The sequence below is a fragment of the Rhodococcus wratislaviensis genome (assembly GCF_041228765.1).
GTDB lineage: Bacteria > Actinomycetota > Actinomycetes > Mycobacteriales > Mycobacteriaceae > Rhodococcus_F > Rhodococcus_F wratislaviensis.
In genome coordinates this window covers 7,991,062-8,007,672 of the sequence record NZ_CP150488.1, presented here as the reverse complement: position 1 = coordinate 8,007,672, position 16,611 = coordinate 7,991,062, and the positions used below count along the sequence as shown (strand labels likewise).

At 69.7% G+C, this 16,611-nt stretch carries 8 protein-coding genes; 7 read left to right on the top strand and 1 reads right to left on the bottom strand.

Features of this window, described 5'->3' with window-relative positions; all coding sequences use genetic code 11:
• Positions 1 to 48: 48 nt before the first annotated feature.
• The 7 genes from WKC72_RS36600 to WKC72_RS36570 all read left to right on the top strand — a co-directional run bounded on the left by WKC72_RS36600 (position 49) and on the right by WKC72_RS36570 (position 15,129).
• A complete protein-coding gene (locus tag WKC72_RS36600; protein WP_370181207.1) occupies positions 49 to 9,303 on the top strand; it encodes an amino acid adenylation domain-containing protein in 9,255 nt (3,084 codons plus the stop codon).
• 36 nt (positions 9,304 to 9,339) lie between these two features.
• A complete protein-coding gene (locus tag WKC72_RS36595) occupies positions 9,340 to 9,579 on the top strand; it encodes a phosphopantetheine-binding protein (RefSeq protein WP_370181206.1) in 240 nt (79 codons plus the stop codon).
• A 17-nt stretch (positions 9,580 to 9,596) separates the two neighbouring features.
• The gene (gene entS, locus WKC72_RS36590; protein WP_370184641.1) at positions 9,597 to 10,847 is read left to right on the top strand and encodes an enterobactin transporter EntS; all 1,251 of its coding nucleotides are present in this window, start codon (positions 9,597 to 9,599) and stop codon (positions 10,845 to 10,847) included.
• A 38-nt stretch (positions 10,848 to 10,885) separates the two neighbouring features.
• A complete protein-coding gene (locus WKC72_RS36585) occupies positions 10,886 to 11,836 on the top strand; it encodes an Lrp/AsnC family transcriptional regulator (protein ID WP_037230628.1) in 951 nt (316 codons plus the stop codon).
• A 151-nt stretch (positions 11,837 to 11,987) separates the two neighbouring features.
• Entirely contained in the window at positions 11,988 to 12,236 is a 249-nt protein-coding gene (locus WKC72_RS36580; protein ID WP_037230626.1) for a hypothetical protein, read from the top strand.
• Entirely contained in the window at positions 12,233 to 13,705 is a 1,473-nt protein-coding gene (locus WKC72_RS36575) for a sodium:solute symporter (protein ID WP_370181205.1), read from the top strand. Before WKC72_RS36580 ends, WKC72_RS36575 begins: the two co-directional genes overlap by 4 nt.
• Positions 13,702 to 15,129, top strand: a complete 1,428-nt coding sequence (locus WKC72_RS36570; protein WP_370181204.1) for an amidase family protein — start codon at positions 13,702 to 13,704, stop codon at positions 15,127 to 15,129. Before WKC72_RS36575 ends, WKC72_RS36570 begins: the two co-directional genes overlap by 4 nt.
• Here the strand turns inward: WKC72_RS36570 and pyk are convergent.
• A complete protein-coding gene (pyk, locus tag WKC72_RS36565; RefSeq protein ID WP_370181203.1) occupies positions 15,126 to 16,610 on the bottom strand; it encodes a pyruvate kinase in 1,485 nt (494 codons plus the stop codon). The two genes, WKC72_RS36570 and pyk, sit on opposite strands and share 4 nt — an antisense overlap.
• Between the last annotated feature and the right edge of the window lies 1 nt (position 16,611).

The following is a 16,611-nucleotide window of genomic DNA, read 5'->3' as shown; positions in this document are numbered from 1 at the left end:
CTCCCCACCCGTCCGCTCGCGGCGGTCCACCCGAACCGGAAAACTGAGATGACCCGCACTTCTGCGCTCGAAGACATCGTTCCGCTCTCGCCGCTCCAGCAGGGCCTGCTGTTTCTCAGCACGGTCGCCGCACCCGACGACGGGGACGGAATGGGGAGTGCGGAACCCGATGTGTACACCGTGCAATCGGTGATCCGGCTGGACGGACCGGTGGACGACGACCGGATGCGGGTCTCCGCGCAGGCACTCCTCGATCGTCACGCGGTGATGCGCACGTGCTTCCGGCCCCGCAAGGACGGGCGCCACGCGGGGCTCGTGGTCCGGGCGGTGGAGGTGCCATGGCGGACTGTCGACCTCACGGGATACGACTCGGCCGAGCAGGAACGGCGGATCGCCGAGCTGCTGGACGACGACCTGCGCACCTGGTTCGATCTCGCCCAGCCGCCGCTGGTCCGCTGGCTGTTCGTCCGACTCGCCCCCGGCACCGTCCGGCTCGTCTTCACGGCGCACCACATCGTGGTCGACGGCTGGTCCACCCCGATCCTGGTCCGGGAACTGCTCGAGATCTACGCGGCGGGCGGCACCACGAACGGCCTTCCCGCCGTGCGCAAGTACAGCGACTACCTCGCCTGGCTCGGGCGACAGGACCACGACCGCGCCCGGGCACTGTGGCAGGAAACCCTGTCGGGCCTTGTCGAACCGTGCCTGCTGACCCCGCCGGGCTCGACGCGCGTCACCACCGACTCCCGGGCCGTCGAACTCGACGTCCCGGCCGAGCTCGGCGACTCGCTCGCCGAACTCGCCCGCACGAGCGGGGTCACCCTGAACACCGTTCTGCAGACGGGCTGGGCACTGCTGCTGTCCGGGCTGCTCGGCCGCGACGACGTGGTGTTCGGTGCCACCGTCTCCGGACGTCCGCCCGAGTTGGCGGGAGTCGAATCGATGGTGGGGCTGTTCATCAACACCGTGCCCGTGCGGGTGCGCCTCGACGCCGCCGAAACGGTGCGCGACCTGCTGCAACGAGTGCAGCAGGGACAGGCCCGCACCCTCGACCACCAGTACGTCGGACTCTCGGACATCCAGCGCGACACCGGACTCGGTGAGCTGTTCGACACGCTGACCATCTTCGAGAGCTACCCCGTCGACCGCGACGCCCTCGAGCGGGCCCAGCGTGACGGCGGCGTGACCATCGCCGGTGTCGACGGCCACGACGGCACCAACTATCCGCTGGTCCTCACCGCGGGTGTCGCCGAGACGCTGAAACTGATCGTGGACTACCGGCCGATGCTGTTCAGCGACGCCGACGCCGAACGGATCGGCGCACGGCTGCTGCACATTCTGGAGGCCCTCGCCGCCGGTGGCAGTGCACGCGCCGCATCCATCGCGGCGCTGACGATCACCGAGCGTGACCTCGTCCTCGGTGAATGGGCGGTGGCGAAACCCGCTGTCGAATCCGGTTTCCCGACCGTCGCCGACCTGCTGTCCGAGCAGATGTCGCGCACCCCGCACGACACGGCCGTCGTGCACGGCGACACCTCCCTGTCCTTCGCCGATCTGGCGTCGGAATCCGCGCGCCTCGCGCGTCTGCTGATCGCCGCGGGTGTCGGACCCGAGTCGAGAGTGGGCCTGGCGCTGCCGCGGTCCGCCGAGACGGTCGTCGCGATCGCCGCGGCCCTCACCGCCGGCGGCGCGTACGTGCCGCTCGACCCGTCGTACCCGGTGGACCGGCTCGCACACATGGTGTCCGACTCGGCCCCGACCGTCGTGGTGACCACGGAGGCCGTGTCGCAGCGGCTCGCTGCGGTTCTGGACGGCGTTCGCGTCGTGAAACTCGACGCCCCGGAGATCGCCGCGGAACTCGCCGCGCTGCCTGCCGGCCCCGTGACCGACGCCGAACGTCGCACCCGGCTGCACACCGACAACGCGGCCTACGTCATCTACACGTCGGGTTCGACGGGACTACCCAAGGGCGTCACCGTCAGCCATGCGAATCTGCTCGATCTGCACGGCGCGCAGCGTGCGACGACGATGCAGCCGGCCAGCGACCGCACCCCGTCCGACGACCCGTGGCGGGTGCTGCTGACCTACCCGTTCGCGTTCGACTCGTCCGTGGCTGCGCTGACGTGGCTGTTCGAGGGACACGCCCTTCACATCCTCCCGGAGGAGCGGCGATCGGACACCGCGTTCGTCGTCGATTACGTGCGGACGCACCGCATCGACTACGTCGACAGCGTGCCCGTTCTGATGAATCAGCTTCTCGACGAAGGACTCCTCGATCCGTCGGCTGCCCACCGGCCCGCGAAGGTCACGGTCGGCGGCGAGTCGGTCACCCCCGCGCTGTGGGAGAGGCTGGCGGGCACCGGCGGTGTCGAGGCCTACAACTTCTACGGGCCCACCGAATGCACCGTCGACGCGGCGTTCGCCCGGATCTCCGGTGCGACCGTGGCCATCGGCGGCCCGACGCCGGGGACGTCGGCATACGTGCTCGACGGGTGGCTGCGCCCCGTCCCTCCCGGAGTCGCCGGTGAGCTGTACGTGGCGGGGGCCGGCGTGGCCCGCGGGTATCTCGGCAGGCCCGACCTGACGTCGGGACGGTTCGTTCCCGACCCGTTCAGCGCCCCGGGACAGCGCATGTACCGCACGGGCGACGTGGTGCGGTGGACCGGATGCGGGGTGCTCGAGTACGTGGGCCGCGGCGACGATCAGGTGAAGATCCGTGGTTTCCGGGTGGAACTCGGTGAGGTGGAGTCGGCACTCGCGGCCGTCGCCGGGGTGCGGGACGCCGTGGTGGTCGCGCACACCGACGATCGGGAGATGCGCCGCCTCGTCGGCTACGTCACCGTCGACGGGACGCCGTCGCCGTCGGATGTGCGGTCCGCGGCCGGTGAACGGCTCCCGGACTACATGATTCCCGCCGTCGTGATGGTCCTGGATTCGCTTCCCGTGACCGCGAACGGCAAGGTGGACCGGAAGGCTCTGCCGGAGCCGGACTTCGGTGCGCTGGCCGGTTCGGGAGAACCCCGTACCGACACCGAGGCCGCCCTGTGCGCGGTGTTCGCGGAGGTGCTCGGACTCGATCGGGTGGGGGTCGAGGACGACTTCTTCGCTCTCGGTGGCGATTCCATCGTGTCCATCCAACTCGTGTCGCGGGCGCGCCGCGACGACATCCGGGTGACGGCGCGGCAGGTCTTCGAGCTGCGGACGGCCGAGCGGCTCGCCGCGGCGGTGGACACCGAGTCGGGCGCTGAGAACCCGGACACGGTCGAGGTACCCGCCGAGGGCGACGTGCCGGTGACACCGATCGTGTGGGAGGCCCTGCATCAGGGCGGCGATCTGGACCGCTTCGCGCAGGCCCGCATGCTGCTCGCGCCGGTCGGGCTGACCGAGCCCGTCCTGGCCGGTGCCTTGCGGGCGCTTCTCGCGACGCACCCGCTGCTGCGGTCGCGGTTCGCCGTATCGGACGGGAAACCGCGGTGGACGGTACCGGATTCGGTCGATGAGGGGCTGAATCCGGTACGCCGCGTCATGGTGCCGGATGCCGACCCCGATGCGTGGCAGGCGGTGTTCGAGGCCGAGCGGGAGCGGGCCTACGCGGCCCTGGACCCGGCGGCCGGTGTGATGCTGCAGGTGGTGTTCTTCGACTTCGGACCCGGCACGCCGGGCCGGGTCTTCGCCGCCGTCCATCACCTGGTGGTCGACGGGGTGTCGTGGCGGATTCTGGTGCCGGACCTCGCGTCGGCGGTCGAGCAGATCGGGGCGGGCCGTCCGGTGGCGCTCGAACCCGCCGGGACGCCGTTCCGCGGCTGGGCAACGGGACTCGTCGAAGCGGCGGCATCGGACCGGGTGACGGCCGGCTGGCCGGTATGGGAGGCCGCGGTGAACGCCGGCGAACCCGCGCTCGGGCACCGGCCGCTCGACCGCGACCGCGACACCGTCGCGTCCGCCCGGTCGGTCGAGGTGCACGTCCCCGCGGACGTGACCGCGCAGGTGCTCACCACCGTCCCGGCCGCGTTCCGCGCCGGGGTCAACGACGTTCTGCTCACCGCACTGGCCGTGGCGGTGGCGTCCGTGCGCGGAGGAACGCTCGTGCGGGTGGATCTCGAGGGGCACGGCCGCGAGGAACAGGTCGTGCCGGGTGCGGACATCTCCCGCACCGTCGGCTGGTTCACCTCGCTGTACCCGGTGGTGCTCGACCTGCAGTCCCTCGACCTGAGCGACGTGCTCGCGGGCGGGCAGGCCGCGGGACTCGCCCTCCGCCGGGTGAAGGAATCCCTGCGGGCCGTGCCGGACAACGGCATCGGATTCGGGTTGCTGTCCCGGCTCAACGCGGACTACGCCCCCCGGTTCGACGGCTATCGGCCGCCGTCCGTGATGTTCAACTACCTCGGTCGAATGACACTGGGGGAGAACACCGACGGCGCCTGGTCCGGCGCCCCCGAGGCGGATGCGCTCGGCGGCACCGTCGACCCGGGAACCCCCCTCGACCACGTACTCGACGTCAATGCGATCACCGAGGACACCGCGGACGGTCCCGTCCTCAGCTGTGTGTTCACGGCCGCGGACGGGGTGCTGGACGCCGGCGACGCCACCCGCATCGCCGACGTCTGGGTCGACGCGCTCACCGCGCTCGCCCGGCATGCCGGGAACCAGGAAGCGGGCGGGCTGTCCCCGTCCGACCTCACCCACGACACCCTGCCGCTCACCGAACTCGTCGCCCTCGAACACGAGGCGCGGGACACCGCCGGCGCGACACTCGAGGACGTCGTCCCGCTGACCCCGCTGCAGCAGGGCATGTTCTTCCTGTCCGGACTCGACACCACCGGTGTGGACGTCTACACGATGCGCACCGTCCTGGACATCGACGGCGCGCTCGACACCGCGGTGCTACGCCGGTCGGCGGAGGCGCTCGTGGAACGGCACGCCAATCTGCGCACCGGATTCCAGATCAGCGAAGCCGGTGAACCGATCGGTGTCGTCCTGCGCGAGGCGATCCTGCCCTGGCAGGAGACGGACCTGCACCGGCTGCCTGCGGACGACGCCGCCGCCGAGTGGTCCGCCCTGCTCGACGAGGACCGGAACCGGCGTTTCGATCCGGGCACGGCGCCGCTCTTGCGCTTCACGCTCGTCCGGTTGGGGGAGAGCCGGTACCGGCTGGTCTTCACCGCCCACCATCTACTGCTCGACGGGTGGTCGACGCCCCTGCTGATCCAGGAGTTGATCCAGCTCTACGGTGCGGCGGCCGACCCGTCGGTACTGCAGCCGGTCCGCCCCTACTCCGACTACCTGACGTGGCTGAAGGCCCAGGACACCGAGCGCGGCCTCGCGGTGTGGACGGAAGCCCTCGCCGGGGTCGAGGAACCCACACTGCTGGCCGCGGCCGGATCATCCCTCGACCCGCAGATCCCCGGTGAGATCACCGTTTCCGTGCCCGAGGGGCTGTCGGGTGAGCTGCTCGAACTCAGCCGAAGCCTCGGCATCACCGTCAACACCGCGGTGCAGGCTGCGTGGGGTCTGCTGCTCGGTTCGGTGCTGAACCGCCCCGATGTGGTGTTCGGCGCCATCGTCTCGGGTCGGGTGCCGGACGTGCCCGGGATCGAGTCGATGGTCGGGTTGTTCATCAACACGGTGCCGGTGCGAGTCGGCGTCCGCCCGCAGGAGACGGTCGACGAGTTCCTGCGGCGGGTGCAGGGCGAGCAGAACCGCGTGATGGACCACCAGTACGTAGGCCTGTCCGACATCCAGCGCGGTGTCGGCATCGGCGAGATGTTCGACAGTCTCATCGTGTTCGAGAGCTACCCGGTGGACACCGAGGCGCTGGAGGCGGCGCAGCGATCCGGCGGGATCCGGGTGTTCCACTCGGAAGGGCAGGACGCCACCAACTTCCCGCTCGTTCTCGTCGCCGGGCTCGAAGGCGAACTCGATCTGATGCTGGAGTACCAGCCCGCCCTGTTCACGAACGCCGAGGCAACCCGGCTGGGTGAACGGCTGGTCCGCATTCTCCAACAGCTCGTCGCGAACCGGACACTGCCGACAGCGCGCATCGACGTGCTGTCGCAGGACGAGCGCGCGCAGGTGCTCGGCGAGTGGGCGACCACGGAACCCGCTGTCCCGTCCGGTGTCCCGACGGTCGCGGAACTGTTCGCCGCGCAGGTCGACCGCACACCGGACACGACCGCGGTGGTCTGCGGCAACGACACGCTGACGTTCGCGGACCTCGGCACGCGGGCAGCGCGACTCGCACGACTGCTGATCGACGCCGGCGTGGGTCCGGAGTCGAAGGTGGGGCTGGCACTGCCGCGGACGAGCGACATGGTCGTGGCCATCTTCGCCGTCATGTCCGCGGGCGGCGCATACGTGCCGATGGATCCCGCATACCCGGCGGACCGCCTCGCGCACATGGTGTCGGACTCGCAGCCCACCGTGGTCCTGAGCACCGCGGCCGTTTCCGGGGTACTCGGCGCGATCCTGTCGGGCTCCGGGGCGAGCCTGGTGGTGCTCGACGACCCGTCCGTGCAGGGGCGCCTCGCCGTGCTGCCGGGCACTCCTGTCACGGATACCGATCGGCGCGCACCGCTGCGCGGCGCCAACACCGTGTACGTGATCTACACGTCCGGGTCCACCGGTGTGCCGAAGGGCGTGTCGATCACTCATGCCAACCTGCTCAACCTCTTCTACAGCCACCGGCAATCCCTGTACTTGCCGACGGTGGCCGCAACCGGTCGCGACACCATCGGTGTCGGTCACGCGTGGTCGTTCAGCTTCGACGCCTCCTGGCAGCCGACGCTGTGGCTCCTCGACGGTCACACCGTGCACGTGTTCGACGAGGAGACCATGCGTGACCCGGACCTGATGGTCCGCGAGGTGACCGAGCAGCGCCTCGACTTCCTCGAGGTCACACCGTCGTTCCTCGACCGGATGGTGGCCGCCGGACTCTACGAGCACGAACACGTGCCGGCCACCGTCGGATTCGGCGGTGAGGCGGTCAACCCGGCACTCTGGAGGACACTGCGCGATGTCGCGGAAGGCCGGGCGTTCAACCTGTACGGACCCACCGAGTGCACCGTCGACGCGCTGATCGCGAAGGCCGCCGACGCCGAGGAGCCGCTGCTCGGGCGGCCCGTGCACGGTGGCACGGCCTATGTTCTGGACCGCCTGCTGCGACCGGTGCCCGCCGGCGTCGCCGGCGAGCTCTACCTCGCCGGCGACGGTGTGGCCCGCGGCTACCTCGGCAGGCCGGATCTGACGTCGGGCCGGTTCGTGCCCGACCCGTTCGGCGCTACGGGAGAGCGCATGTACCGCACGGGTGACGTGGTGCGCTGGGCGCCGACCGGCTCCGGTCTCGAATACGTCGGGCGCGCAGACGATCAGGTGAAGATCCGCGGGTTCCGCGTCGAACTCGGTGAGGTCGAATCGGCGCTCGCCGCAGTCGAAGGTGTCCGCGACGCCGTCGCGGTCGCGCACACCGATGATCGGGGGGTGCGTCGTCTCGTCGGCTACGTGACCGTCGACGGCGCGCTCGACCCGTCCGTGGTGCGGTCCGTGGTCGCGGAGCGTCTGCCCGACTACATGGTGCCCGCGGCGATCGTGGTGGTCGGGGCGTTCCCCGTCACCGCCAACGGCAAGGTGGACCGGAAGGCGCTGCCGGAAACGGACTTCGGCAGCCTCGTCGGTTCGGGTGAGCCGCGGAACGAGACGGAGGCGACGCTGTGCGCGGTGTTCGCGGACGTGCTCGGGCTCGACCGGGTGGGCGTCGAGGACGATTTCTTTGCTCTCGGTGGTGATTCCATCGTGTCGATCCAGCTGGTGTCCCGGCTGCGGACCGCCGGCCTGCAGGTCAGTGCCCGGCAGGTCTTCGAACTCCGCACGGCCGCGGGACTCGCCGCGCTCGACGGCATCGCGGAGGTGCCGTCAACGACGGTCGGATCCGCGGAGGCGGACGCCGTCGGCGACGTCCCGCTCACCCCGATCGTCTGGGAACCGCTCGAATGGGGTGGCGACATCAGCCGCTTCTCCCAGGCCCGGCTGCTGGTGGCACCGCTCGGCCTGGACGTGCCGGTGCTCGAACAGGCCGTCGAGGGGCTGCTCCGGACGCATCACCTGCTGCGGTCGCGGTTCGTGGTCGCCGACGGCGCACCGGACTGGGTGGTGCCGGAGACGGTCGGTGCGGTCGCACCGCTCGTTCGGCGGGTCGATGCGTCGGCATTGCCCGCGGACGGGTGGCAGGCACTCTTCTCGGCCGAACGCGAGCGGGCCTACGCGGCGCTGGACCCGGCGGCCGGTGTGATGCTGCAGGTGGTGTTCTTCGACTTCGGACCCGGCACGCGAGGACGAGTCTTCGTGGCCGTGCACCACCTGGTGGTCGACGGGGTGTCGTGGCGGATCCTGGTGCCGGATCTCGCTCTGGCCGTCTCGCAGGTCACCGCCGGGGAACAGGTGTCGCTGGACCCGGCCGGAACATCGTTCCGGGCCTGGGCCGCCGGGCTCGCGGAAGCCGCGACCACCGGGAAGATCACCGCGGGGTGGTCGCACTGGCAGAGTGCGGTCGACACGGACGAGCCGCAACTCGGCGTGCGACCGCTCGATCCCGCACTCGACACGGTGTCGTCCACCTGCTCGATCTCCGTGCGCGTGCCGACGGACGTCACCGAACGGGTCCTCGCGGCGGGAGCCGTCAACGACGTCCTGCTGACGGCGCTGGCCCTGGCGGTGGCGTCCGAGCGCGGCGGCGACGTCGTCCGCGTCGACCTGGAGGGGCACGGACGCGAGGAGCAGGTGGTGCCGGGCGCCGACATCTCCCGCACCATCGGCTGGTTCACGTCGATGTTCCCGGTCGCACTCGACCTGGGCGGGATCGACGTCGCCGACGCACTCGCCGGTGGATCCGCGGCCGCCGACGCACTCGACCAGGTCGGCCGGTCGCTGCGGTCGGTGCCGGACAACGGAATCGGCTTCGGTCTGCTCCGACGTCTCAACCCGGAGTTCGCTTCTCGCTTCGACGGATACCGGGCACCGGCGGTCGTCTTCAACTATCTGGGCCGCATGACGCTCGGTGAGTCCGCCGGTTCGGCGTGGTCGGGGGCACCCGAAGGTGTGGCGCTCGGCGGCTCGGTGGACCCCGCCACCCCTCTCGATCACGTGCTGCACGTGGACGCGATCACCGAGGACACCGAGGACGGCCCGGTGCTGGACTGCGAATTCGCGGCAGCGGACGGTGTTCTCACCGCGGAATCCACCCGCGTCCTCGCGGACCGGTGGGTGCAGGCCGTGACCGCGCTGGTCGCGGTCTCGTCGGAAATGAAGTAACCGAAAATCATTCAGGTAGTCGACAAGGGAGATGGCATGACCGACAACAACGGAACGCTCGACCGGGCACAGATCTACGCCGACACGGCGCGCGTCCTGGACGTCGAGTTGGACGAACTGGTGGCCGACGTGAGCCTGGTCGATCAGGGGCTCGACTCGGTGCGGCTGATGGCGCTCGTCGAGGAGTGGCGCAGTGCCGGAGCGGATGTCGACTTCGTGACGCTGGCCAGCACACCGGTGCTCGACAACTGGGTCGACGAGCTCGTGGCGAAGTGACCCGGGGCTCGATCACCGTGCAGCTCCTCGACAAACTGGTCATCGACATCGACCCGCTGCGGACCAGCCGCGAGTTCCGGTACATCTTCGTCGCCCGGGTGGTGTCGATCTTCGGGCTCGGCTTCCTCGTCGTGGCGATCCCCCTGCAGATGTACGACCTCACCCGCTCGACCGCGCACGTCGCGGCCGTCGCAACGGTGCTGGGCCTCACCACGTTCGGCGCCACGTTCGTCGGCGGCGCACTGGCCGATCGGTGTGATCGCCGTCGTGTCATCGCGATCGCCCGCGGCTCGGCCGGCGTGTTCTTCGCCGTCCTGGCCGTCAACGCGTTCCTTCCCGAACCGCAGGTGTGGGTGATCTACCTCTGCGCCGTCGTGGACGGGGCGTGTGGCGGTATTTCGGCGACGGCCCTGATGGCTGTGACCCCCAGCCTCATTCCGCGGGACAAGCTGGCCGCGGCAGGGGCGCTGATGGCCTTGACCGCCGACCTCGGGTCGATGATCGGTCCCGCGCTCGGTGGCGTCGTGATCGCCCTCGGCGGGGTGGGTGCCAACTACACGCTCGCGGCGATCACCACGGCGGTCACGACGTTCTGCATCACCCGGCTGCCCTCGCTCCCACCACCCACCGAGGTGTCCGAGTCGCCGTTGCGTTCGGTGGCAGGGGGATTCCGGTTCGCGATCGGTGACCGGGTGATCGGCGGATTGCTGCTCGCCGGATTCGTGTCCATGCTGCTCGCCGGCTGGGCGGTCCTCATTCCCGAGTACGCCAGTGAGGTGCTCGGAGTCGGCCCCTCGGCCGTGGGTCTGCTGTACGCGGCGCCCGCGGTCGGTGCGGTCGTCGGTTCGCTCACCAGTGGGTGGACCGGGACGGTGCGACGCTCCGGGCTCGTCGTGTTCCTCGCGATGCTGATCTCCGCGGCGGGTCTGGTGGGGGCAGGCGCTGTGGGGTCGGTGATCGTCGCGGTGCTCGGACTCCTCGCGCACGGCTTCGGCGAAGCGGTGGCCGACATCCTCCGCTTCGCGACGGTCCAGAAATACACGCCGGACGACTATCACGGGCGCATCGCCGGGGTGTGGACTGCGCAGGTCACCGCCGGTGCGTCGGTCGGCGCGTTCGTGGCGGGGGTGGTCGCGGCCGTGGTCCCGGTGCACCTGGCGCTGACCGTGTACGGAGCCACCGGGTTGGTGGCGACGGTGCTGCTCTGGGCGATTCTCCCGACCCTGCGCCGGCTGGACGAAAGCCGGACACCGACGCCCGTGGCCTAACATCGCATGCACACGTGGCATGGAGGGCAGGCACTGCAATGACCGAACGCAGGTTCTCGCTCGATCAGCGGATCGTCGCCGCCCTCCAGGTCGACGGGCGGTGTTCCTGGAGCCGCATCGCCCAGGCGCTCGGCGAACCCGAGCGGAACGTGACCCGGCACGGTATCGCGCTCCTCGAGTCCGGCCGGGTGGCCGTCACCGCGGTCGCGAACAGCGGCGGCACCGCGATCGTCCGCCTCCAGTGCTCCCCGGGAACGGTGCGGGTGGCAGCGAGCGCCCTCGCTCAGCGCAGCGACTGCATCTTCGTGTACATCCTCACCGGCACCGCCGACTGTGTGGCCGAAATACATGTGTCCCGGGACCGCCTCCCGAAGCTCGTCATGGACGAACTGCCCGCGACGATGGGCGTCGTCCGAAGCTGGACCGACCCCGTGCTGCGGTACTTCCGCACGGTCCGAGAATGGGAGGCCGGGGTGCTGACCCCCGCCGAGAAGGAGGCGATCGGCGGGGTGGCCCCTCTGGCGAACTTCCTCACGGACCTGGAACGCGGCACCCGGGATCCCGTCGACCGGACGATCATCCGCGAACTGATGCAGAACGGGCGGGTGGGCACCACGGCGCTCGCCCGGACCGCGGGTGTGTCCGAGGCGACGGCGCGGCGACGCGTCCAGTCGCTGCTCACCGAGGGTGCGATCAGTCTCCGGGTGGTGGTGGATCCGGCACTGTTCGGGCTGCGTGCCGAGGCGATGCTGTTCATCAAGACCCAGCGCAACCGGATCGAACCGCTCGTGCGGGGGATGCTCGAGATGCCGTACGTGCGGTACGCCGCCGGCACGGCCGGCGAGTACCAGGTGGTCGCCAACATCGCCGCGCCGGACGAGTCGGTGCTCTACGACTACATCACCACCGCACCGTGGGTGGCGGACGCGCTGGCGCTGGAAACCAACATGGTGGTGCAGGCGGTCAAACGCAGCGGCCGGGCAATGTGACGGATTTCGACATCGGATGGTCCCTCAGGCGCACCTGATTGCGATCTCCGACTGGCTGGTGGCCGATTTCGCCGAACCTCGTCCAGCGGTTGAGTGCTGTGATCCGCACCACGCATGCTTCCTCTACTCCCTGGATGGAAGAAGGAACAGCATGCAACGAGACGCCATTCTCGGGGCGATCGAGGATTCGCCGCAGCGCCGCTGGCTGCTGCTCGTCCCGGTCGCCCCGGTGCTCGCACTCGTCACCGCCGTGTGGCTGCCGTTTGTGAATACGGCCGATCTGTGGCTGGGGATGCCCCGGCTGCTCGTGTGGTGCTCGGCCTGGGTGCTCCTGCTGCTGCCCGCGCTGGCGGCGGTGGAGTTCGGCCTCGTCCGGCCGCACGAGGAGGCGACCCTATGACGAACTCAGCTCTGTGGATCACCCTGGCCGGGATGATCGGATTGGCCGTGATCGCGGTCGGTGGACGCCGGAAACGCGCTCAGAACCTGAGTGAGTGGACGGTCGGCAAGCGAAACTTCGGTGTGGTCACCAGTTTCTTCTTGCAGGCCGGCGAATCGTTCACCACGTTCACGTTCCTCGGGGTCGCCGGTATCGCGTTCACCGCGGGTATCGGTGCCACCTACGCCATCCCGTACATCCCGCTCGGCTACGTGGCCCTGTATTTCATCGGACCGCGGATCTGGAAGCTCAGCAAGGACCGCGGCTACATCACCCAGGCGGACTTCTTCGCGGACCGGTACCGCAGCCCGCTCCTCGGCCGGCTCGTCGCCCTCTGCGGCATCATCTTCCTGCTGCCGTACCTGCAGTTGCAGATCACCGGCCTCGGGCTGATCGTCCGTCTCGTCACGGGCAGCGCGAGTTCGGGCACGCTGAGCATGATCGTCGCGACCGTCCTCGTCGTCGGGTTCGTGCTGTGGGCCGGCATCCACGGCCTGGCCCGCACGGCCTATGTCAAGGACGTGCTGATCCTGCTCGCCGTCGTGGTGCTGTCCATCGTGATCCCGTTGCATTTCGCCGGTGGCATCGGCGACGTGTTCGGCCAGATCGCCCAGACCCACAGCGAGATGCTGACCGTGAACCCCGGCGACTACGACAGGGTCTGGTGGACCACCAGCCTGCTGATCTCCGCGATCGGCTGCGGGTTCCTCACCACCCCGCACCTCTGGCCGCCGCTGCTGGCCGCCAAGAACGGTCGAGTGATCCGCTCCAACAACACTTTTCTGCCGATGTACCAGGTGGTGATGATTCTCCCGATCATGCTGGGCTTCGTCGGGATCCTCGCCCTGAATCCCAACACCAGCAGTAACGCCGTCCTGCTCACGCTGGCCGGGGGAGCCCTGCCGAACTGGGCGCTCGGACTGATCGCGATCGCCGCCGCGTCCGCCGCGATGCTGCCCGCCGGCGCCATCTGCATCGGCATCTCGACACTGGCTTCGCACAACCTGGTGAAGATCGAGAGCGAGCGCACGAAGCTCCGGTTCAACCACCTGGTCGTGATCGCGGCTGCCACCATGGCTCTCGTACTCGGCCTGACGCGCCCCGATCTGCTCGCCAACCTGCTGCTGCTCACGTTCGGTGGTCTCAGCCAGCTCGCCCCGGGACTGGCGCTGGCCCTGCCCGAGAAGCCGTTGCTCGCCAAGCAATCCGTGTTCGCCGGTCTCGTCGCGGGAATGCTCACCGTCATCGTGATGACCGTCTTCGAACTGAACCTCGCCAACATCGACGCCGGCATCTGCGGACTGGTCCTCAACCTCGCGGTGATCGCCGTCGTGGAGGCCGTCGTCCGCACCACTCGTCCTCGCACCCCGACCGCCGCGTCGTCGGAAGGCCTTTCCGCCGCCACCCCGATCCTGGAGACCTCGAAATGACCATCGATCACTACTCGACCGCGCGAGAGATGCTCGCCGCACTCCGTAGCAAGGACATCTCGGCCCGCGAGTTGCTCGACCTGCACACCGACCGGATCGCGCAGGTGAATCCGACGGTCAACGCGCTCGTCAGCCTCGACCTGGACCGCGCGCACGCCACCGCTGCCGCCGCCGACGCACAGACGGCCGCCGGGACCCCGGTGGGACCGTTGCACGGACTGCCGTTCGCGTTCAAGGACACTCACGACGTTGCCGGATTCCCCACGGTGGCGGGCTCACCGCTCCTCGTCGACAACGTGCCCGAGACCAGTGAGCTGATCGCCGAACGCGTCACCGCGGCGGGCGCCGTCACGATCGGCAAGACCAACGTCCCCGAATTCGCCGCCGGCTCGCACACGTTCAACCCCGTCTTCGGGACCACCACCAACCCGTACGACCCCACCAAGAGCGCGGGTGGCTCGAGCGGCGGCGCCGCGTCCGCGCTCGGTGCGGGACTCGTCGCGCTCGCCGACGGCAGCGACATGGGCGGTTCGCTGCGCAACCCGGCGTCGTTCTGCAACGTCGTCGGATTGCGCCCCACACCGGGCCGTGTTCCGTGCTGGCCGAACAGCGCGCCCTGGGACGCACTCGTGACGCAGGGACCGATGGCCCGGAACGTCGACGACCTGGAACTGCTGCTGTCGGTGATCTCCGGACCCGACGCGCGAATCCGCAGCTCGCTCAGCGCCGAGGCCCTCGCGCCGCGCCTCGGCGTCGCCGGCCTGCAGGGTCTGCGTGTCGCGGTGTCCGCGGATCTGAACGGCATCTTCCCCGTGGACGCGCCGGTCCGCGAGATCCACGACCGGCAGTCGTCGATCTTCGCCGCCGCGGGTGCGGTGGTGGCCGAGGACGCACCGTCGATTCCCGACGCCGAGTGGGTGTTCCGCACGCTGCGGGCATGGCGGTTCAAGATCGACCTCGGCGACCGCGCCGACGCCACCCCCGAACTGCTGAAGCCGTCGCTGCTCGACAACATCCGGCAGGCAGACCGGCTCTCCGCCGACGACATCGCGAAAGCCATGGTGGCGCAGGCGGATATCCAGAATCGCGCCGTCGACTTCTTCACCCACCACGACATCCTGGTGATGCCCGTGTCTCAGGTGCTCCCGTTCGACGCCGAACTCGAGTACCCGTCAGCGGTCGACGGTCGCCGCTGCGACGACTACCTCGACTGGATGACGTCGGCGTTGACCGTGACGGTGCTGGGTTGCCCGTCGATCTCCGTTCCCGCCGGGTTCAGCGCCGACGGTCTGCCGGTCGGCGTGCAGATCGTCGCGGCCCCGGGGAACGACCTGTTCCTGCTCGACGTGGCGCGGGCCTACGAGCAGCTCAACCCCGTCGGAGCGACGCGGCCGCACCTGCTCGACGGGGCAGCGCACGTCTAACTCTGCGTGAAGTCGTCTTCGCCGATCCGGTGGACGTGGATGAGGTTGGTGGATCCGACGGTGTGCGGGGGTGAGCCGGCGACGATGACGACGAGGTCGCCGCGCCGGTAGCGGCCCAGTCGGAGGAGGGCGGTGTCGACCTGGCGGATCATTTCATCGGTCGATTCGACCGGGTCGACGAGGAAGGTTTCGGTGCCCCAGGTGAGGGCGAGTTCGTGGCGCACCTGGGGTACCGGGGTGAACGCCAGCAGCGGTAGCGGGGTGTGGAGCCGGGCGAGACGTCGCACGGTGTCCCCGGACTGGGTGAACGCCACGAGCGCGGTGGCGTTCAGCCGTTCGCCGATGTCGCGGGCGGCGAACGAGATCACGCCGCCGTGGGTTCGCGGAATGTGTGTCAGGGCGGGAACGGTGGTGGATTCGTGTTCGACGGCGGAGAGGATCCGCGCCATCGTCGCGACCGTCTCGATCGGGTGGGCGCCGACGGAGGTTTCCCCGGAGAGCATCACCGCGTCCGCGCCGTCGAGGACCGCGTTGGCCACGTCCGACGCCTCCGCCCGGGTGGGCCGGGAATTGTCGATCATCGACTCGAGCATCTGCGTCGCGACGATCACCGGTCGGGCGTTCTCCCGGGCGATCTGCACGATCCGCTTCTGCATCAACGGCACCCGCTCGAGGGGGACCTCGACCCCGAGGTCGCCGCGCGCGACCATGACCGCGTCGAAGGCGCGCACGATCGCCTCGATGTCGTCGACGGCCTCGGGTTTTTCGATCTTCGCGATCACCGGCACCCGCCGGCCGATCCGGTCCATCACCTCGTGGACGCGGTCGATGTCGGTGGGGGCGCGCACGAACGACAGGGCGATCAGGTCCACCCCGAGGCGCAGGGCGAATTCGAGGTCGTCGATGTCCTTGTCGGACAGGGCGGGAACGGAGACGTTCATCCCGGGCAGACACACGCCCTTGTTGTTGCTGATCGGGCCGCCCTCGGTCACCCGGCACACCACGTCGTTGCCGTCGACGTCGATGACGGTCAGCGCGATCTTGCCGTCGTCGACCAGGAGGCGGTCACCGGGCCGCGCGTCCTCGGCGAGCTGGCGGTAGGTGGTCGAGACCCGGTCGTGGGTGCCCTCGCACTCCTCGACGGTGATCCGGACCTGTTCCCCGGCCGCCCACACGGTCGCGCCGTCGGCGAAGCGGCCGAGGCGGATCTTCGGTCCCTGCAGGTCCGCGAGGATTCCCACGGCCCGGCCGGTGCTGCCGGCCGCGGCGCGGACGCGCCGGTAGTTGGCCTCGTGGTCGGTGTGGTCGCCGTGGCTGAAATTCAGGCGGGCGATGTCCATCCCGGTTTCGACGAGGGCGTGGGTGCGTTCGTCGGTGGCGGTGGCAGGGCCGAGCGTGCAGACGATCTTCGCCCTGCGGGACAACAGGGCAGACGTGTCGATCACATCGGTGAGCGGCGATTCGATGTCGGTGAGAGTCATT